This window comes from Halarcobacter ebronensis (assembly GCF_013201825.1).
GTDB lineage: Bacteria > Campylobacterota > Campylobacteria > Campylobacterales > Arcobacteraceae > Halarcobacter > Halarcobacter ebronensis.
The window spans coordinates 2420888-2439677 of sequence record NZ_CP053836.1 but is presented as its reverse complement, the minus strand read 5'-3'; the positions used below and the strand labels follow the sequence as shown (position 1 = coordinate 2439677).

General features: G+C 29.6%; 18 protein-coding genes. 12 read left to right on the top strand and 6 right to left on the bottom strand.

What is annotated here, in order from left to right; all coding sequences use genetic code 11:
- Nucleotides 1-116 precede the first annotated feature (116 nt).
- Nucleotides 117-860 (top strand): ferredoxin-thioredoxin reductase catalytic domain-containing protein, encoded by a 744-nt coding sequence (locus tag AEBR_RS12035; protein ID WP_129086782.1) that lies wholly within the window; start codon nt 117-119, stop codon nt 858-860.
- Nucleotides 861-867: 7 nt separating this feature from the next.
- Here the strand turns inward: AEBR_RS12035 and AEBR_RS12030 are convergent, their stop codons facing one another.
- Genes AEBR_RS12030 through panB form a run of 3 tightly spaced genes read right to left on the bottom strand, consistent with a single transcriptional unit; the run spans nt 868 to nt 3769 of the window.
- On the bottom strand, nt 868-1932 hold the full coding sequence (locus tag AEBR_RS12030; RefSeq protein WP_129086781.1) for an AI-2E family transporter: 1065 nt from the start codon (nt 1930-1932) through the stop codon (nt 868-870).
- Nucleotides 1929-2957: a Holliday junction branch migration DNA helicase RuvB gene (gene ruvB / locus AEBR_RS12025; protein WP_129086780.1), complete on the bottom strand. Its 1029-nt coding sequence runs from the start codon at nt 2955-2957 to the stop codon at nt 1929-1931. The genes AEBR_RS12030 and ruvB overlap by 4 nt, the downstream gene beginning before the upstream one ends.
- A 2-nt stretch (nt 2958-2959) precedes the next feature.
- The gene (gene panB, locus AEBR_RS12020) at nt 2960-3769 is read right to left on the bottom strand and encodes a 3-methyl-2-oxobutanoate hydroxymethyltransferase (protein ID WP_129086779.1); all 810 of its coding nucleotides are present in this window, start codon (nt 3767-3769) and stop codon (nt 2960-2962) included.
- Between the two features lie 164 nt (nt 3770-3933).
- Here panB and trpA point away from each other — a divergent pair, with 164 nt between their 5' ends.
- From trpA to AEBR_RS12005, 3 genes are read left to right on the top strand one after another with little or no spacing between them, the layout of a single operon-like run.
- The gene (gene trpA / locus AEBR_RS12015; protein WP_129086778.1) at nt 3934-4674 is read left to right on the top strand and encodes a tryptophan synthase subunit alpha; all 741 of its coding nucleotides are present in this window, start codon (nt 3934-3936) and stop codon (nt 4672-4674) included.
- Nucleotides 4675-4676: 2 nt separating this feature from the next.
- On the top strand, nt 4677-5414 hold the full coding sequence (locus AEBR_RS12010; protein WP_128978785.1) for an arginyltransferase: 738 nt from the start codon (nt 4677-4679) through the stop codon (nt 5412-5414).
- A gap of 13 nt (nt 5415-5427) precedes the next feature.
- Nucleotides 5428-5763, top strand: a complete 336-nt coding sequence (locus tag AEBR_RS12005; RefSeq protein WP_129086777.1) for a hypothetical protein — start codon at nt 5428-5430, stop codon at nt 5761-5763.
- Between the two features lie 8 nt (nt 5764-5771).
- On the opposite strand, the gene feoB is transcribed toward AEBR_RS12005, so the two are convergent.
- Nucleotides 5772-7898 (bottom strand): ferrous iron transport protein B, encoded by a 2127-nt coding sequence (gene feoB / locus AEBR_RS12000; RefSeq protein ID WP_129086776.1) that lies wholly within the window; start codon nt 7896-7898, stop codon nt 5772-5774.
- Nucleotides 7892-8122, bottom strand: coding sequence for a FeoA family protein (locus AEBR_RS11995; protein ID WP_128978791.1), 231 nt, complete (start codon nt 8120-8122; stop codon nt 7892-7894). The genes feoB and AEBR_RS11995 overlap by 7 nt, the downstream gene beginning before the upstream one ends.
- Nucleotides 8123-8335: 213 nt before the next feature.
- On the opposite strand from AEBR_RS11995, the gene AEBR_RS11990 reads away from it, so the two are divergent.
- Genes AEBR_RS11990 through AEBR_RS11980 form a run of 3 tightly spaced genes read left to right on the top strand, consistent with a single transcriptional unit; the run spans nt 8336 to nt 12565 of the window.
- Entirely contained in the window at nt 8336-8779 is a 444-nt protein-coding gene (locus tag AEBR_RS11990; RefSeq protein WP_128978792.1) for a Fur family transcriptional regulator, read from the top strand.
- A gap of 24 nt (nt 8780-8803) precedes the next feature.
- A complete protein-coding gene (locus AEBR_RS11985) occupies nt 8804-9712 on the top strand; it encodes a cytochrome-c peroxidase (RefSeq protein ID WP_129086775.1) in 909 nt (302 codons plus the stop codon).
- Between the two features lie 3 nt (nt 9713-9715).
- Complete coding sequence (locus tag AEBR_RS11980) at nt 9716-12565, top strand: EAL domain-containing protein (RefSeq protein WP_129086774.1); 2850 nt, start codon at nt 9716-9718, stop codon at nt 12563-12565.
- Here the strand turns inward: AEBR_RS11980 and AEBR_RS11975 are convergent.
- Nucleotides 12562-12867, bottom strand: coding sequence for a hypothetical protein (locus AEBR_RS11975; protein ID WP_128978798.1), 306 nt, complete (start codon nt 12865-12867; stop codon nt 12562-12564). The genes AEBR_RS11980 and AEBR_RS11975 overlap by 4 nt on opposite strands.
- 143 nt (nt 12868-13010) lie before the next feature.
- Here AEBR_RS11975 and AEBR_RS11970 point away from each other — a divergent pair, with 143 nt between their 5' ends.
- From AEBR_RS11970 to galU, 5 genes are read left to right on the top strand one after another with little or no spacing between them, the layout of a single operon-like run.
- On the top strand, nt 13011-13805 hold the full coding sequence (locus tag AEBR_RS11970) for an HAD-IIB family hydrolase (RefSeq protein WP_129086773.1): 795 nt from the start codon (nt 13011-13013) through the stop codon (nt 13803-13805).
- Nucleotides 13798-14958 carry a glycerate kinase type-2 family protein gene (locus AEBR_RS11965; RefSeq protein WP_129086772.1) on the top strand — a complete coding sequence of 387 codons (1161 nt, stop codon included), beginning with the start codon at nt 13798-13800 and terminating at the stop codon, nt 14956-14958. The genes AEBR_RS11970 and AEBR_RS11965 overlap by 8 nt, the downstream gene beginning before the upstream one ends.
- 3 nt (nt 14959-14961) lie before the next feature.
- Nucleotides 14962-16176, top strand: coding sequence for a glycosyltransferase family protein (locus AEBR_RS11960; RefSeq protein WP_128978804.1), 1215 nt, complete (start codon nt 14962-14964; stop codon nt 16174-16176).
- Nucleotides 16173-17912 (top strand): sugar phosphorylase, encoded by a 1740-nt coding sequence (locus tag AEBR_RS11955; protein ID WP_129086771.1) that lies wholly within the window; start codon nt 16173-16175, stop codon nt 17910-17912. Before AEBR_RS11960 ends, AEBR_RS11955 begins: the two co-directional genes overlap by 4 nt.
- A gap of 19 nt (nt 17913-17931) precedes the next feature.
- Nucleotides 17932-18771 carry a UTP--glucose-1-phosphate uridylyltransferase GalU gene (gene galU / locus AEBR_RS11950; protein WP_129086770.1) on the top strand — a complete coding sequence of 280 codons (840 nt, stop codon included), beginning with the start codon at nt 17932-17934 and terminating at the stop codon, nt 18769-18771.
- The last annotated feature ends 19 nt before the right edge of the window (nt 18772-18790 follow it).

Genomic DNA, 18790 nt, shown 5'->3' with positions numbered 1-18790 from the left:
AATTATAAATTTGACTTATAATAAAACAAATTCTTATAAAGAATAAAAAATACCCATGATATATAAGAAAAAATAAAGTAAATAGTTGTAAAATTCCCAAAAAAATAGGAAAAATTATGATAAGAAAAATTGATATTGAAAGTGATGAGTTTCAAACTGAACTAGAACTAACAAAACAATTTACTAATAAAGTTTGTGAAGAACATGGATTTTTTTATAATCCTGAAGATGATGTAAATGAATCAATACAAATGGGACTAACAAGAAACAAACTTATTTATGGAAAAAGATATTGTCCCTGTTTTATGGTTGTGGGTGAGACTCAAGAGGAAAAAGACAAAGCTGATAATAGATTGTGCCCTTGTACACCAGCTCTTACAAAAGAGATACCCTCAAAAGGACATTGTCACTGTGCAATTTTTTGTACAAAAGAGTATGTGGATGATGTTTTAGCACAACAAACACCACAAAGTGAAGAGAAAAAACACTCTTTAGGTTTAACAAAAAAACAGTGTGAAGATTTACTTTTAAAACCAGAAGTTAATGCAGCAGAAGTTGAAGCTCTTTTAGAAGCAAGAAATTTAGGGTTTGTAGATTTTTTATTAGTTGATACTAGAGAGTGGATGGAGTGGATTGGTGGAAGAATTGTAGGTACAGATTATTTAGTTCCAACAACTTCATTTTATCAATCATTAGAGCAAATAGAAAACAAAAAAGAGACCCCTATTATTCTTTATTGCCATAGTGGTAGTAGAAGTGCATATTGCCAAAGAATTATGTTAAGTTCAGGATTTAAAACTGTTATTAATCTTGATTATGGAATTATGACTTATCAAGGTGAAATAGTTGCAGGAGAGTAGATCTAGTCTATCTCCTATCCTCTAAGCTCTTTTCAATACTATAAAAGTCATCACTAAACTTTTTAAGTAGTTGTAAAAGTGAGATAAAAAAAGTAACCATCGCTGGACCTATTATCATCCCCCAAAAACCAAAAGTAGAAAGACCTGCAACTATTGCAAAAAATATTAGCAGTTCATTTACTTTTGTTGGAGTTTTTACAATTCTATGATTTATATATTTTATAATAACTGGTTTTATAAAAGTATCTGCAATTACAGATATAACTACTATTGAATAAATAGCAATTGCAACGGCATTTGCACTGCTTCCTGCAAAGATTTCATAGATTGCAACAGGAAGCCACATAATCATTCCACCAACTACAGGAACAAGTGAAGCAAAGCCATATAATACTCCTAAAAGTATTCCATCATATCCAAAGAAAGAGATAAATATTCCAAAAAGAAATCCCTCTAAAATGGCAGTAGCTAAAATTGAGTATAAAACAACACTCATTACATTTGAAGATTCATAAAATAGTGCATTCGAGTCTTCCATTTTAAGTGGTAATGCCTCTTTAAAGTAGTGAGCCAAACTTGTACTATAAAAGGTAAAAAAGAAGAAAAATATTAATATCATAACCATATCAATAATAAATTTTGCAGAGTTTTTACCTAAAAATGCACCAATTGAAAAGAGATTTTGTATAAACTCTGGAATATCAACTTTATCGATTACTCTAAGGAGTTGATCTTTCAAAAAGACAAAATCATCAGGGATAGTATCTACCCATTGTTTTACAACTTCAAAAATATCAAAAAGTGCTTTTTGATCAATTTTATTAATCAAAGAGGCAAAAGAGAAGATGCAATACAAAACTGGAACAAAGAATATCAAAGTTAAAAGTATTGTTAATAAAATAGCCGAAAAAAACTGATTTGGTATATGATATTTAAAATAAATATTCATAGAGTTTGTAGCAACAGCCAAAAGTAGTGCAACAATTATTGGTTTTAAAAAAGGATCAAATAGCTGTAGCATAAAAAAAATAGTAACTACAGTCAATCCAATCAAAAAATATTGGGGTTTCAAAAAAGCCTTCCTTCGCTATCAAGTTTTTCACTTCCTGGATATGAGAGTCTGAAAAGTTCATAAGTTTTAACAGAAGCTACTCTTCCTCTTGCAGTTCTCTCTATATATCCATTTGCCAAAAGATATGGTTCTATTGCATCTTCAATTGTTCCCTCATCTTCACTTAAAGCTGCTGCAATAGTTGAAAGTCCCATTGGTTTACCTCTATTAGAGACAAGCAATTCAAGTAAATTTATATCCATTTCATCAAAACCTGATTCATTTACACCCAATTCATTTAAAGCGTATTGACATCTTTTTAGATGAATTGAATTTTCATTTTCAACTTCTGAAAAGTCTCTTACACGTCTAAGAAGTCTTAAAGCAACTCTTGGTGTCCCTCTGCTTCTTCTTGAAATCTCCAATGCTGCATTATCTTCACAGGCTTTTCCCAGTTTTAAAGAGGCTTTTTGGATAATTTTTGCAAGCTCTTCATGGTCATAAAACTGCATTCTAAAGTGCATTCCAAATCTCTCTCTTAAAGGATTACTTAACATCCCAGCTCTTGTTGTTGCTCCAATTAGAGTAAATCTTGGAAGGTCAATTTTAACAGTTTGTGCTGCTGGTCCTGAACCAATTATAATATCTAATCTATAATCTTCCATAGCTGGATACAAAATCTCTTCAACAGCAGGACTTAATCTATGAATCTCATCAATAAAAAGAATATCTCCCTCTTCAAGGTTTGTTAAAATTGCAGCCAAATCACCACTTTTTTCAATCATTGGTCCAGCAGTAACTTTTATATTTGAATTCATCTCATTTGAGATTAGATAAGATAGGGTTGTTTTTCCAAGTCCTGGAGGTCCATAAAAAAGTATATGATCTAAGGCTTCATTCCTTTTTCTAGAGGCTTCTATAAAAACTTTTAGGTTTTTTTTGATTTTCTCTTGACCTATATAGTCATCCCAAGAAGAGGGACGAAGGTTTACTTCACTACTCTCGTCTTCAAAAGATATTTGTTCAACTTCAACTACTCTTTCCATTTTTAATACTCTTCTTCTTTAGAAGGGAAAGATCCATTTTGAACATCACTTCTATATTGTTTTACAGCATCTTTTACTAAATTTGCACCATCCAAATAATCTCTTACAAATTTTGGTTTAAAATCTTCAAAAAGACCTAACATATCAGACCATACTAAAACCTGTCCATCTGTGTCTTTCCCTGCACCAATTCCAATAGTTGGAATATTAACTGCTTCACTAATCTCTTTTGCTACATCAGACATAACACCTTCTATTACAATAGAAAATGCTCCAGCTTTTTCTATTGCAAGGGCATCTTTTATAAGTTGTTGGGCATCGTGTTTATCTTTTCCTCTAACTTTGTATCCACCTTCACTTCTTACATATTGAGGCATAAGTCCTATGTGTCCCATAACTGCTATTGAATTTTTTGTTAAGTGTTCAACAATATCTGCTCTATCCTCTCCACCTTCAATTTTAACTGCTGCCGCATTTGTTTTGGCATATACTTTACTTGCATTTTTTAGTGCTTCATCTTTGTTTATATAAGTTCCAAAGGGCATATCAACAACAACAAAAGCCTCTTTTGCTCCATTACAAACTGCTTTTGTGTGGTAAATCATTTGATCTAACGTTGCAGATAGAGTGTCATTTTTACCAGCAAAACTCATATTTAGACTATCTCCAACTAAAATTATATCTGCTATATTTTTAAATAGATTCGCAAAAAGAGCATCGTAAGCAGTAATAACTGTCAACTTTCTGATATTCTTTGCATTTTTAATTTTTGTTATATTCATCTTTTCAAAATTTTCTTTAATAATACTCATAAAAATGTTTCCTAAAATCTTTATTTTGAGTCTTAATTGTATCAAATTTATCCTTTTTGTTGAAGTTTTATTTCTATTCTTCTAAATAAAATTATTTTTACTAAATTGCTATTCAAGATAATTTGGATAAAATAGAATAAATTTGAAAATTATTAGGATTTATTTTGAAAAAATTAGTAGGTTATATAACTTCATCAATTCCAAGTAATGATTTTACAGTTGATTTAGCTCTTAGTATGAAAGAGGCAGGAGTTGATATTTTGGAGTTAGGTGTTCCTTTCTCTGATCCTGTTGCTGATGGACCAGTTATAGAAAAAGCAAACCATATAGCTTTAAACAGTGGTTTTAAATTAAAAGACCTTTTTGAAGCTAGCTCTAAAATTGCACCACAAATGGATATGTTATGGATGGGATATATGAATCCTTTTTTTCATTATGGTTTAGAAAACTTTTTAAAAAAAGCAGATGAGTTTGGTGTAAATGGTATGATAATTCCTGATTTACCCTTTGAAGAGGCGCTTTTAGTAAATGATACTTTTGAAAAATATAATAAAGCAAATATCTCATTTGTTGCACCTACTCATGGGGAAGAGAGAATAAAAAAAGTTGTAGAAAATTCTAAAAAATTTATCTATATGGTTGCCTATGCAGGAATTACAGGAAGTGGACAAAGTGAAGATTTAAGTTCTATTATTTCTACTGTTAAAAAGTATTCTAATACTCCACTTTACATAGGTTTTGGGGTTGATGAAAAGAGTTGTAAAGAGAAAGCAAAAGGTGTTGATGGAGTAATTGTTGGTAGTGCATTTGTTAAACATTTGGTTGATGAATCCCTATCAAATAGTGAAAAAATCAAGAAAATATCTGCAATTGCAAAAGAGATTAAAGAAAAGATAAACGAATAATTATGCATATTTTAGAACATGATGTAGAGTTTGTTGAAGAGAACAGAGATTGCTCTTATTTTAGTGATGAGATATCTGATATTAGATATAGATATATACATAAATGTAATATTGATGATTATCAAAATATGCTTGAACATGGATGGCGACGTTTTGGTAAAATGCACTTTGTGCCAGAGTGTAAAGAGTGCACAAAGTGTGTCTCAATGAGAATTGATGTGGCAAATTATAAATTTTCAAGTTCAGAAAAGAGAGTATTCAAAAAAAATTTAGATACTAAACTTTATATTCAGCCTCCATCTTTGACTTTAGATCACTTAAGGCTTTATGATAAATATCATGAGCATATGAATAAGAAAAAAGATTGGCCATATACTCCAATTGAACCATCAGAGTATGATAGATCTTATGTTCAAGGTAAAGAAGAGTTTACAAAGGAGTTTTTATATGTTAGAGATAATAAACTAATTGGTGTGGCATTGGTTGATATATTGCCTGAATCAATTTCATCAATTTACTGTTATTATGATCATGATTATGAAAAACTATCTATAGGTAAGTTTTCAATATTAGCACAGATAAAAATTGCAAAAGAGTTGAACATCCCTTATATCTATTTGGGATATTGGATAAAAAATCATTATTCTATGGGATATAAAGAGGCTTATCTTCCCTTTGAGGTTTTGAAAAATAGAGCAACTTTAAGTGAAGATGCAGTTTGGGAAAAGTATAAAAAATAATAAGCGAGATAAAATGAAAAGATTAGTTTACTCATTACTGTTAGTTACAGTATTCTGTTTTGCTGAAGCCTTTGAAGGAGAACAAAAGAAGGCAGATTGTCTACTGTTGCAAGATGAAAACTCAATTATATGTAAGTATGAACACGAAAGAATGGAAGAAGATGTTGAAATTAGTGTTCATTGGATTTCTCCAAATGGTGAAACTTCAAGGGAGAGATTAATGATTATCCCAGCAGGTCATGGTTCAATTTATGACTTTAGATATATAGAAGGCAGAGCAAAAGGAACTTGGAGTTTTATTGTTAAAGAGGGAGATGTTGAAACTAAAACAACTTTCGTTGTAGAGTAAAATTTACTCTACAAACCAAGTCCTCTGGCAACATTATATGTAACAAATGAAAGAATCCAAGCAATTGATGTTGTGAAAACAAAAAGATAAACTAAATATCTCCAACCCCCAGCTTCCCTTGTAAATACCATTGATGCAGCCAAACAAGGCAAATAAATCATAACAAAAACAATATAAGCTAAAGCAGATGCAAGAGGAATATTTGTTTTTATTTTTTCAAGTAACCCTTGGCTACCTTCATCTGTTTCATCCCCTAGTCCATATAAAATCCCTAAAGTTGAAACTACAATCTCTTTTGCAGCAAGTCCTGTTTCAAGAGCAATTGTCATTTTCCAATCAAAACCTAATGGTGCAAAAAGAGGTTCTGAGAATTTTCCAACTTTACCTAAATAAGAGTTCTCAAGATTATAAAGAGCCATTTTATTATTCAACTCATATCTTTCTTCTTCTGAGTTAGCCAATTCAAGTTGTTGATTTATTATTGCTTCATACTCTGGTTGTTTTGGATAGTTTGAGGCAAACCAGATTAGAATTGAAGCTGCGAGGATAAATGTTCCAGCTTTTTTAAGATACATTAATGCCTGATTTGAAACTGTATGCCAAATAAGTTTTGTAGAAGGAAGTCTATATTTTGGCATCTCCATAACAAAAGGTTCATCTTCACTTTTAAATACTACTATTTTTAGCACTTTTGCTGCAATAAGTCCTAAAAGAGCCCCCACAATATAGATTAGAAAAAGAATATTTCCAGCATTTTTTTCTGAGAAAAAAGCACCTGTAAATAGTACATAAATAGGAAGTCTTGCTCCACAAGACATAAAACCAATTATAAAAAGAGTTAAAAGTCTATCTTTTGGATTTTTAAGTGTTCTTGCTGCCATATAAGCTGGAACTGAACAACCAAATCCTGTAACTAAAGGGATAAATGATTTTCCATGAAGTCCAAATTTGTGGAAAAAACCATCTAAAAGGAATGCAACTCTACTCATATATCCTGTTGTTTCAAGTAGTGCAATCCCAAAAAATAGAATAACAATATTTGGAATAAAAAGAACAACAGCTCCAACTCCAGCAAGAGCACCATCCGCAATAACTGAAGCTATTTGAGTATCACCTAAAATATTTTTTGTTTCATCAATCAATGTCGCAAAAAAAGCATCAATTAGATCCATTGGAATATTTCCAAGTTCAAATGTTAACTGAAAAAGCCCCCACATTAAAAATAAAAAAATTGGAAGACCAAATATTTTGTGAATTAAAATTGAATCAATCTTATCTGTAAGAGTTTTGTTATCTTCATTTTGTTTTTCTAGTTTTACAACTTCAGTAACAATACCCCTTGCAAAAGCAAACTTTTCATCTTCAAATATATTATTTAGATTTTTTGTTCCATAATGCAAGTAGATGTGTTCAAATGCATTTGTTAAAATGAGTTGAAGTTCTATCCAAATAGGTTCATCTCTTAAAATAAGAAAAGTCTTCTTATCCTCTTTTAAAAGTTTAATGGCAATCTCTCTATAGTGAATATTTGTTCTATATTTTTTTTCTAATAGAAATGATTTAATATTTGCAATCTCTTCTTCTATTACATCTGAAAAAATCAGTTTTGATTCAAATTTCATAGATTCATATTTTGTTGTTAACTCTTCTAATAACTCTTTAATACCAAGTTTTGTTTTAGCAGATGTTTTAACGCAAGGTTTTCCAATAATTTTTGAAAGCTGTTTTTCATTTATCTTAATTCCCTCATTTATTGCTTCATCTGACATATTTAAAGCTAAAACCATTTTTTTATCTAAAGCTAACAACTCGTTAGTTAAATATAAGTTTCTCTCTAAATTTGTTGAATCCAAGACATTTAAGATAATATCATAATCCTCTTCTTCAAGATAATTCTTTGTAACTTTCTCTTCTAATGTAAAATCTGTTAGTGAGTATGAACCTGGTAAATCAATAATTTCAAAAAGATAATCTTTATATTCAAACTCAATTTGTGTTTTTTCTACTGTAACTCCAGAGAAGTTTCCAACTTTTAGCCTTGAGTTTGAAATAGAGTTAATAAGCATAGATTTACCAACATTTGGTTGACCAACTAAGGCCACTTTGATTAGTTTTTTATTTTTTTTGTTTAACATTGTGAGTTCTCTATTTCAATTGTTTCTGCTTCAGATATTCTAATAGCAATTTTTGTATTTTGCACTTTTATTTCTATAGTATTTTTTGATAAGGTTTGTTCTAATACTGACACAATGGCACCTTTTACAATGCCAAAAGAACTAAATCTTGACTTTAATACAGGTTCTGAATCAATTGCAATTATTTTTCCACACATACCTTTTTGCAATTCACTTAGTCTCATAATAAACCTCTTTATTTTTCTTGTATTGATAATAATTATCGTTAAAATAATACAAAAACTTTGCTTAAAATTTATAATTAATCTAATTTATAAGCAAAGATAATGAAAAATTTGCAGAATTGAGATTAAAAACAATAAATTACAATAAATTTTAAGTGATTTTGATAATAATTTTGTAATAATTAATATTAGAGTTTTTAATAAGGTTATTAAATGGCAAAAAGTGAAGAAGTAATTGGCGAGTTAAAAAAAATTGTTAAACAAAAAGGTCTTAAGTATACTGAGCAAAGAGAGATAGTTTTAAATATTCTCTTTAATGCAAATGAACATTTAACTGCTGAAGAGATCTATAATTTAATTAAAGTAAAAAGACCTGATTCAAATATTGGAATAGCAACAGTTTACAGAGCATTAAGCTTCTTAGAAGAGGTTAACTTAATCACATCTATAGCATTTGGAACTGATGGTAAAAAATATGAAAGTAATTTTAAAGATCACCATGATCATCTAATTTGTACCCAATGTGGGAAAATTGTAGAGTTTATGGATGATGAAATAGAAAAAAGACAAGATAAAATAGCAAAGAAAAATAAATTTAAAGTTTCAAGCCACTCAATGCAACTATATGGTATATGTAGTAGCTGTCAAAATAGTTAATTGTAAATAAAAATTTAGGTAAAAATGTTTAAGAACTCATTATTCCTTTTTGCATGCTTAATAATATATTGTCATGCAACAAATATCACACCTATTCCTCAAACTATTGAGTTTAATTATAATAAAGCAATATTAGGTAAAAAGTTGTTTTTCGACAACAAACTATCAAAAGATAATACAATCTCATGTGCAACCTGTCATGATTTGAATAATGGAGGAGATGATGGCCTTCAATTCTCTTTTGGAGTTAATGGAGCGTTAGGAAAGGTAAATGCTCCTACAGTTTTAAACGCTTATTTTAATTTTAGACAATTTTGGGATGGAAGAGCAAAAGATTTAAAAGAGCAAGCAGCAGGTCCAATTGAAAATCCAATTGAGATGGCACATAATTTTAAACTATTGATAGAAAAATTAGAGAATACAGAGTATAAAGATATATTTAAAAAAATCTATAGTGGTGCGATAACAAAAGATAATATAGTTGATGCTATTTCAGAGTTTGAAAAAACACTTATTACCCCAAATTCAAGGTTTGATAAATTTTTGTTGGGAAATAAAGAGGCTATAAGTAAATATGAAAAAGAGGGATATGAACTTTTTATAAATAAAGGTTGTATAGCTTGTCACCATGGAATAAATGTTGGAGGAAATCATTACAATAAATTTGGGGCATTTAATTATATTGCTAGTGATAATTTAGGTCGATATGAAGTAACAAAAAAAGATGAAGACAAATACTATTTCAAAGTTCCATCTTTGAGAAATATAGAGCTGACTTCTCCATATTTTCATGATGGTAGAGAGCCTGATTTAAAAAAAGCTGTAGAAACGATGTCTTTGGTACAACTTGGACGGCCAATTACAAATGAAGAGATAGATAAGATTGTCTCTTTTTTGAAAACTTTAACTGGGCAAGTTAAAATTATTGAGTAGTAGATGAATAGAATAAAAGATTATTTTAGCTTTAAACTACTGTTTTTTACCCTTTTTTTAACTTTTATCTTTTTATATTTGTTTAAAATAGAGAATAGTAAAAAGTTTTATAATAATTATAAAAAAAATATTGATACTATGGTTGTTTCGAATTTAAGACTAAATGGTTTTTTAAATCAAAAAGAGAAATTTATAAATTTTGATACCATAGTTGATGAGACAAACTCTTTTGAAAAAGCTTTGGAGCATGTTATAAAAAGTGGCATAAAAAATGAGTTTGGACAAGATATTTATAATCAAGTATTAGAGATAAATGATACTTTTATTAAAAAATCTGACTTTATAGAAAAATTCAAATCAAAACACTCTTCAATTTTAAATTCAGTTCATTATATTTATGATTTAAATCAGTATTTATTAAATGATAAGAGTATAAATCAAGATATTAAACTTCTAATAAATAGTACACTTTTTATGATAATGCAACAATTTGTTGGAATAAATAAGAATGAAGAACCAATAATAGAGAGTTTAAAAAAGATAAATGAATATAATAAAGATTTAGAATATAATAGATTAACTCTTCTAACAAAACATGTAGAAAATATTTTAGAGAATGTTAAATATATAAATAAAATCAAAGATAATGCAGAAAAGTTGAAATTAGCTTTTAAACTAAAAGAGCTAAACAGTCAATTAATTTATAAATACAATAACAAACTATTTTATCAACTTGTAATATCAATTTTCTTTTTCTTTATTATTTTAATTGCACTTTTATTAATCTATTATGAACACAAAAAATCTCAAAAAATTAGAAAAGAGTTGGCAGCTTTTAAATATGCTATTGAAAATAGTGATAACTCAATAATTCTTACAGATACAAATAAAAAAATTCTATATGTAAATGATATTTTTGAAAAGACTTCTGGTTTTAAAAAAGAGGAAGCATATGGCAATAGCCCAAATATTCTAAAATCTGGTGAGACTCCAGATTCTACATATGAAGAATTAAATGAGAGTTTAATAAATGGCAAAAAATGGAAAGGGGAGTTTGCAAATAAGAAAAAAGATGGTTCAATTTATTATGAAAAAGCCTCTATTGTTCCAATTATTTTAGATGATGAGATAACTAACTATTTAGCAATTAAACTTGATATTACAAAATATATAAAACAGAATGAAAATTTAAAATTATCTGCTACTGTTTTTGAAAATATAGAAGAGGGTATTTTAGTTATAGATGCCAAAGAGGATAAGATATTATCTGTAAACAGTGCTTTTGAAGAGATAACTGGATTTACTAAAAAAGATGTGATAGGTGAGTCTCCAAAACTTTTAGTTGAGAATCAAACTCACGATAAAATGTTTTATGAAAAAGTTTCTGCGGGACTTTTAGAAAAAGGTGAGTGGAAAGGTAAAATCCAAAATAGAAAAAAAGATGGTCAAATTGTACCAATATGGTTAAATATCTCAAGTATAAGAAATGATAAAGATGAGATAAGTAAATATATTGCAGTTTATACAAGTATGCAAGAGATTATAGAGACACAAAAAAAGGCAGATTTCTTAGCCTATCATGATAGTTTGACAAAACTTCCAAATAGAATAAAACTTGAGGGTGATTTAGAATTTGCCATAAAGGTTGCCAAAAGAAAAAATCAGAATATTTTTGTAATGTTTATAGATTTAGATAGATTTAAAATGATAAATGATTCACTGGGACACTCAATAGGGGATGAACTTCTTAAAATAACCTCAAAAAGAATAAAGAGTGTATTAAGGGAAAATGACATTATTGCAAGAATGGGTGGAGACGAATTTATTGTTGTTCTTGACTCTACAAAAAATAGAAAAGCAGCTGATTATGTTTGCAAAAAAATCCTTGATGTGGTTAAAAAAACAATCACTTTGGATAATAATATTTTAAATACAAGTGCAAGTATTGGTATTGCCATGTATCCTGATGATGGAGAAGATATTACAACTTTGATTAAAAATGCAGATACTGCAATGTATCATGCAAAAAATTTAGGTAAAGATAATTTCCAATACTATAATAAACAACTCTCTTTAAATGTTCATGAGCAATTAAAAATTGAACAATCTTTAAAAGATGCCATCAAAAATGGTGAGTTGTATTTAAATTATCAACCTCAATATAATTTGCAAACACATAAAGTGATAGCTTTTGAGGCTTTAGTTAGATGGCAAAACAAAGAGTTAGGAGTTGTGCCTCCAACAAAATTTATTACAATTGCTGAAGATACTGGTTTAATTATTGATTTGGGAAAATATATTTTTGATGTGGCATGTAGAGATTTTATTCAAATGAAAAAGGTTGACTCAGAACTGCATTATATAGCTATAAATGTATCTAGTGTACAGTTTAAAGACCCTGATTTTGTACAAGATGTTTTAAAAATTGTTGAAAAAAATGGCCTTAAACCATCTGATATTGAGATAGAAGTTACTGAAAGATATATAATGGAGTATTCTGAAATGAATCTAAAAGCTATGATTGACCTTAAAAATCTTGGTTTTAGATTCTCTATTGATGATTTTGGTACGGGATACTCTTCAATGAACTATTTGACAAAATTTCCTATTGATGTTATTAAAGTTGATAAAGCTTTTATTGATGGAATACCAGAAGATAATAACAATGTTCAAATTAGTAAAGCAATTGTTGCACTCTCAAAAAGTTTAAATTATAAAGTTGTTGCCGAAGGGATTGAACATGAAAAACAAGAGGATTTCTTGTTATCAATTAAGTGTGATATTGGACAAGGATATTTCTTCTCAAAACCTTTAAGCATTGAGGATGCATTAAAGGTTCTAAAGGATAATTAATTCTCTTTTCTTTTATCTGGAATATATTTAAAAAAGAGATATAAGCCTGCTAGCATAATTACTATAGTTACTATTGAAAAGAAGTTTAATTCAACTTCTGGAGTAACGCCTCTTTGGTAATTTTTTGGCATAAAGAGGAACATTGTAGATAGAAGCATAAAAGATGATGTGATAATTGCAATTATATGTGCAAAAACCATATTATACCTAGCACCATAAAAATCTTTTACCATTTTCCAAGTTAAAAATGAAGCAGTTAAACTAATAACTAAAACAACTATTTTCTCATATTCTGGGGTCATAATTCTCCTTTACATTGTGGTTATATTGTAATAAATTTAACTTAAAAAGTAATCAAAAGATAAATTTAATAGAAATTTTGTTATTGTATAATCGATATACATATAAAAACTATACGAATGTAGATTAAATGATAGAATAGAATATGAAAACAGTAATATATACAGATTTAGATGGAACCTTTCTAAACCATGATGATTACTCTTTTGAAGACTCTAAAAAGGCTCTTGAGAAGATAAAGCAAAGGAGTATTCCTCTTCTCTTTACTACAAGTAAGACTAGACTTGAAGTTGAAGTTTTACAAAAAAAAGTAGGAATCAAAGAACCCTTTATTATTGAAAATGGTGCAGCCATTTTTTTCCCTAAAAACTACCAAGGTTTTGACTTAAGCTTTTTAGATAGTTTTGATAACTACTTTATTAAACAATTAGGTCTTACATATCAACAAATCCTAAATTTTTATAATAGATATAAAGATGAGTTCAAAATGTTTGGTTTTAGCGATATGAGTATTGATGAAATTATAAAGTTTACAGGACTTGACGAAGAGGGGGCAATATTTGCAAAAAAAAGAGATTTTACAGAGCCTTTTATCTTAAAAGATGAATCAAAATTAGAAAATTTAAGAAATTTAGCAACAACCTATAGAATAAAAATAACAAAAGGGGGAAGATTTTATCATCTAATTGGTCAAGGGCAAGATAAAGGCATAGCTGTTAAAAAAGCTAATGAGATTTTTAAAAGCCTTTATAACGAGGAGATAAACTCAATAGGTTTGGGAGATGGAGAGAATGACACTCCTATGTTTGAAAATGTTAAAAATCCAGTTATAATAAAAAATTACGAAAATAGTTATGTAAATTTTAATTCAAAAGAGACAAAGAAATCAACTTTTAAAGGCTCAAAAGGTTGGAATGAGATGGTACTAAAATATGTCTAGAGAAATTTTAGAAAAGATATTTTATAAAGCTTTGAAAAAAGTTCAAGCGGATTCTATTATAAAAGATAATATCTCTTTAAAAGGGAAATCTCTTAAAATAGTTGATAAAGAGATTGATTTAAATAAGATAGGTTCTTTGTATATTTTTGGAGTTGGAAAAGCTGCCTATGCCATGGCAAAAGAGTGTGAGAATATTCTTAAAAACGAAATAAAAGGCGGAGTAATTGTTTCAACTACAACAGGAGAGTTAAACTATTTAAAGCATTTCAAATCTACCCATCCTGAAGTTACAACAAAAAGCTTAGAAGCTGCAAATCTTCTCTTTGATGAAGTTGCAAAAATGAATGAAAATGACTATTTTATTTTTTTACTCTCAGGTGGAGCCTCTGCCATGATTGAAAAACCAATTGAGGACTTAAGCCTAGAAGATTTTATAAAAGCATCTTCCTCTTTACTTACTTCTGGAATAGATATTAAAGCTCTAAATACAATAAGAAAATCAATTTCCCAAATTAAAGGTGGCAAATTAGCAAATAAAATTAAAGCAAATGGACAAGTTTTAGTTTTAAGTGATGTAATTGGAGATGACTTAAATACAATTGGTTCTGCACCTATGAATAATGGAGAGTTTGAACATTATCTAATAGGTAATAATTCAATTGCATTAAATGAAGCAAAAAACTATTGTGAACAGCTGGTTGAAAAAGTAGAAATTGTTACTACAACTTTAGATAGTAGTTCTTTAGAAGCGGCTAAATTTATAGCAGAAATTATAAAGAAGTATGATAAAAAATATAGTAGTTTTGCTCTTTTATTTGGGGGAGAGACAACAACAACTGTAAAATCAAAGGGTGGTTTTGGTGGAAGAAACCAAGAACTGGCTTTAAGGTTACTTTTGGAAGATATTTTAGAAAAAGAGTTATCAATACTTTGTGCAGGAAGTGATGGAATAGATGGCAAATCTGATGCAACAGGAGCTTTTATAGATTTTGATATTATAAAAAAAATAGAAGAGAAAAAATTAGATGCAAAAGAGTTTTTAGAAAAGAGTGATAGTAACACTTTTTTTAAGAGCTTGGGTTATGATTTTGTAACAGGGCTTACTGGCACAAATGTGATGGATTTTGTAATTGTACTAAAAAAAGGAGAATAACATATGTCAGATTTTTTTCAAAATGGTGTTATAACAACACTTCAAAGCGTAGGAAATAGAAAACTTGAAGATATGGAAAAAGAGCTTGAAGATTATAGTAAAAGAAGAAAAATGGTACTTTTGCTACCTGCTTTGTATTCTGAATTTGAAACTCCTGCAATGCACAAAATAATCAATGAATTAAAAAGCGTAAAGTACCTTTATAAGATAATTTTAGGACTTGATAAAGCTACAAAAGAGCAGTTTGATGAGGTAAAAGAGTTAATGTCTGTATTGCCTTGCAAAGTTGATGTTCTTTGGAATGATGGACCTAGAATAAAAGAGCTTTATGAAGAGATGACAACAGAGGGGTTTCCTGGACTTGATACTCCTGGAAAAGGGAGAAATGTTTGGACAATGATGGGTTATGGTTTGGCAGATAAAGATGCCTATGCTTTTGCCTTGCATGATTGTGATATTGTAAATTATTCAAAAGAGATTCCTGCAAGACTTTTTTATCCTATTGTTCACCCTGCATTAGATTTTGAGTTCAACAAGGGTTATTATTCAAGGGTCACAGACAGGCTTCATGGAAGAGCAACAAGACTTCTATACACTCCTCTTATAAACTCTCTTATTAAAGTTTATGGTTCAAACAGATATTTAGAGTATATGGAGAGTTTTAGATATGCTCTCTCAGGTGAGTTTGCTTTTATAAGATCACTTGGGCGGGCTATCACAATCTCTCCCACTTGGGGCTTAGAGGTTTCAACTTTAAGTGAAATATATAAAAACACTTCAAATAGAAGAATATGCCAAACTCAAATTATGGATAGTTATGAACATAAACATCAAGAGTTAGGAAGTCAAGAAAGCTGTGATGGTATTTATAAAATGGCAAATGATATTGCAAAAACACTATTTAGAGTTTTAGCTCAAGAGGGAGTAGTATTCTCTCAAAGTTCATTTAAAACCCTTCTTGCAACCTATTTTCAAGAATCAAGATTTGAAATATCTAAATATAATGCCTTAAGTAAATTAAACGGACTAAAATATAATAGAGAAAAAGAGATTAAAGCAGTTGAGGCTTTTCAAATTGCCATAAAAGAGGCTGCCCAAGAGTTCTATGAAGATCCAATGGGAATACCATCTCTTTCATCTTGGACTACTGTTCGATCTGTTATGTCACATTTTTCTAGAAAGTTTGATGAATATGTTAAAAAGGATAATGAGTCATGAAACATATATCAGATTTAGAACATATAATAAATAAAAGAATACATAAGCTTTACCCTCCAGAAATTGCGGAAAGAGCGGTAAATAGTATAATTGATTTGATTTTTAAATATAAGCAGAGGATTATATCAAAAGAGTATCACTTAAGTGAAAAGGATATTATTTTAATAACCTATGGAGATCAAGTAAATAGACACCATGAAGCTTCACTTCAAACCCTAAAAGAGTTTATGGATAAACATCTAAAAGGAGTAATTAATTCTATTCATATCTTGCCTTTTTATCCCTCTTCTTCAGATGATGGTTTTTCAGTTGTAAGTTATAATGCGGTTGATCCTAGAATGGGTTCTTGGAGAGAGATAGAGCAAATTGCAGGAGATTATAGACTTATGGTTGATGGGGTGATTAACCATGTATCTCAGTTCTCCGATTGGTTTAAAGCCTATTTGGCAAATGATAGATATTTCCAAGATTACTTTATAGAGGTAGATCCTTCAATTGATTTAAGTATGGTTACAAGACCAAGAGCAACACCACTTTTAAGTGAGTTTACTGATGAACAAGGAAAAATAAGACATATTTGGACAACTTTTAGTAAAGACCAAGTTGATTTAAACTACAAAAGCCATAGGGTTTTAAGAAATGTCCTTGATTCTCTTTTTTATTATATTGAAAAGGGTGCAACACTAATTAGATTTGATGCAATAGCTTTTATTTGGAAAGAGTTAGGGACTACTTGTGTTCATCTTCCCCAAACTCACGAGTTAATACAACTAATGAGAGAAGTTCTTCATGAAGTTGCCCCTGAAGTTATTATAATTACAGAGACAAATGTTCCCCACCATGAAAATGTCTCATATTTTGGAAGTGGAGCAGATGAAGCCCAAATGGTTTACAATTTTGCTTTACCACCTTTGTTAGTTCACTCAATATTAACAGGAAATACAAGAACTTTAACCTCTTGGGCAAAAACTTTAACACTGCCTAGCAATAAAGTATGTTTTTTTAACTTTACAGCAAGCCATGATGGAATAGGGCTTAGACCTGTAAAAGATATTTTAAGTGATGAAGAGGTTGTTAATCTTGTTGAAAGAGTAAAGGGGCATGGAGGTTTAGTCTCATATAGAGCAGAGGCTGATGGAAGTCAATCCCCATATGAATTAAATTGTAGTTATATAGATGCTTTAAGTGATCCAGATGAAGAGGATACTATAAGATTCAAAAGAATGTTACTTGCCCAAGCAACAGTTTTAGTTATGCCAGGGGTTCCTGGAATCTATTTTCATTCACTAGTTGGTTCAAGAAATTATCATGAAGGTGTTAAGCACTCAGGAATAAACAGAGCAATAAACAGAGAAAAATATAATATGGATTGGCTTGAAGAAGAGCTATCTACCCAAGGAACTCTGGCAAAAAGAATGTTGGATTCATATAAGAGATTAATCTCTATTAGAATTAATGAAGAGGCTTTTAATCCCTTTGGCAAGTTTGAATTTTTGGATTTAGATGATAGGATTTTTGCCATTGATCAGCAATGCTGTGGTGATGTTGAAAGAGTTGTGGCTCTGCATAATTTTTCAGAAGAAGTAGTAACTTGTATTTTGCCTGAAAATATTAAAGGTTCTTTATCTGATATTCTAACTTCAAATTGTACAATTGCAAATAGTGAAGCTTTTAAAGATAGAAGAGAGATTACTTTAGAGCCATATCAAATTATGTGGCTTAAAGGTAAAATCTAAAAAACAGAAGGAGATATATATGATAAAAGCATGCTTATTCCCAGCTGCGGGATATGGAACTAGATTTTTACCTGCAACTAAGGCTATGCCAAAAGAGATGTTGCCAATACTTACAAAACCACTTATTCAATATGGTGTTGAAGAGGCTATGGAAGCTGGATGTAATATAATGTCGATAATTACAGGAAGAGGGAAAAGAGCAATTACAGATCATTTTGATATCTCTTATGAGTTAGAGCACCAAATTCAAGGTTCAGACAAAGAGAAAATGCTTGCTGATATTAGACATATTATCGACAAATGTACTTTTACTTACACTAGACAAAATGAGATGAAAGGTTTAGGTGATGCAATTTATAAAGGAAGGGTATTAGTTGGAGAAGCAAACCCTTTTGCAGTTGTACTTGCAGATGACCTTTGTGTAAACTCAAAAGGTGATGGAATCTTAAAACAGATGGTAAAGCTGTATGAAAAATATAAATGTTGTGTTGTTGCTTGTATGGAAGTACCAACAGCTGAAGTCAATAAATATGGTGTAATTGAAGGGAATAAAATAGAAGATGGAGTTTATATGGTCTCTAATATGGTTGAAAAACCAGATATAGACAAAGCCCCTTCAAACTTAGCTGTAATTGGACGATATATTTTAACTCCAGATATTTTTAGTGTGATAAAAGAGACAAAACCAGGTAAAAATGGGGAACTTCAAATAACAGATGCTTTATGTACACAAGCTCAAAAAGGTATGGTAATAGCTTATAAATTCAAAGGAACAAGATTTGATTGCGGATCAGTTGATGGTTTTGTTGAAGCAACAAACTATTTTTATGATTTAGAGAAGAAAAAAAACAAAAAATAATCATTTTGTAACTTTTTTT

Bases quoted from the DNA above. Each gene is read 5' to 3' on its own strand.
- AEBR_RS12035 (WP_129086782.1), top strand. From the start codon at position 117: ATGATAAGAAAAATTGATATTGAAAGTGATGAGTTTCAAACTGAACTA.
- ruvB (WP_129086780.1), bottom strand. From the start codon at position 2,957: ATGGAAAGAGTAGTTGAAGTTGAACAAATATCTTTTGAAGACGAGAGT.
- panB (WP_129086779.1), bottom strand. From the start codon at position 3,769: ATGAGTATTATTAAAGAAAATTTTGAAAAGATGAATATAACAAAAATT.
- AEBR_RS12010 (WP_128978785.1), top strand. From the start codon at position 4,677: ATGCATATTTTAGAACATGATGTAGAGTTTGTTGAAGAGAACAGAGAT.
- AEBR_RS12005 (WP_129086777.1), top strand. From the start codon at position 5,428: ATGAAAAGATTAGTTTACTCATTACTGTTAGTTACAGTATTCTGTTTT.
- feoB (WP_129086776.1), bottom strand. From the start codon at position 7,898: ATGTTAAACAAAAAAAATAAAAAACTAATCAAAGTGGCCTTAGTTGGT.
- AEBR_RS11995 (WP_128978791.1), bottom strand. From the start codon at position 8,122: ATGAGACTAAGTGAATTGCAAAAAGGTATGTGTGGAAAAATAATTGCA.
- AEBR_RS11990 (WP_128978792.1), top strand. From the start codon at position 8,336: ATGGCAAAAAGTGAAGAAGTAATTGGCGAGTTAAAAAAAATTGTTAAA.
- AEBR_RS11985 (WP_129086775.1), top strand. From the start codon at position 8,804: ATGTTTAAGAACTCATTATTCCTTTTTGCATGCTTAATAATATATTGT.
- AEBR_RS11980 (WP_129086774.1), top strand. From the start codon at position 9,716: ATGAATAGAATAAAAGATTATTTTAGCTTTAAACTACTGTTTTTTACC.
- AEBR_RS11975 (WP_128978798.1), bottom strand. From the start codon at position 12,867: ATGACCCCAGAATATGAGAAAATAGTTGTTTTAGTTATTAGTTTAACT.
- AEBR_RS11970 (WP_129086773.1), top strand. From the start codon at position 13,011: ATGAAAACAGTAATATATACAGATTTAGATGGAACCTTTCTAAACCAT.
- AEBR_RS11965 (WP_129086772.1), top strand. From the start codon at position 13,798: ATGTCTAGAGAAATTTTAGAAAAGATATTTTATAAAGCTTTGAAAAAA.
- AEBR_RS11960 (WP_128978804.1), top strand. From the start codon at position 14,962: ATGTCAGATTTTTTTCAAAATGGTGTTATAACAACACTTCAAAGCGTA.
- AEBR_RS11955 (WP_129086771.1), top strand. From the start codon at position 16,173: ATGAAACATATATCAGATTTAGAACATATAATAAATAAAAGAATACAT.
- galU (WP_129086770.1), top strand. From the start codon at position 17,932: ATGATAAAAGCATGCTTATTCCCAGCTGCGGGATATGGAACTAGATTT.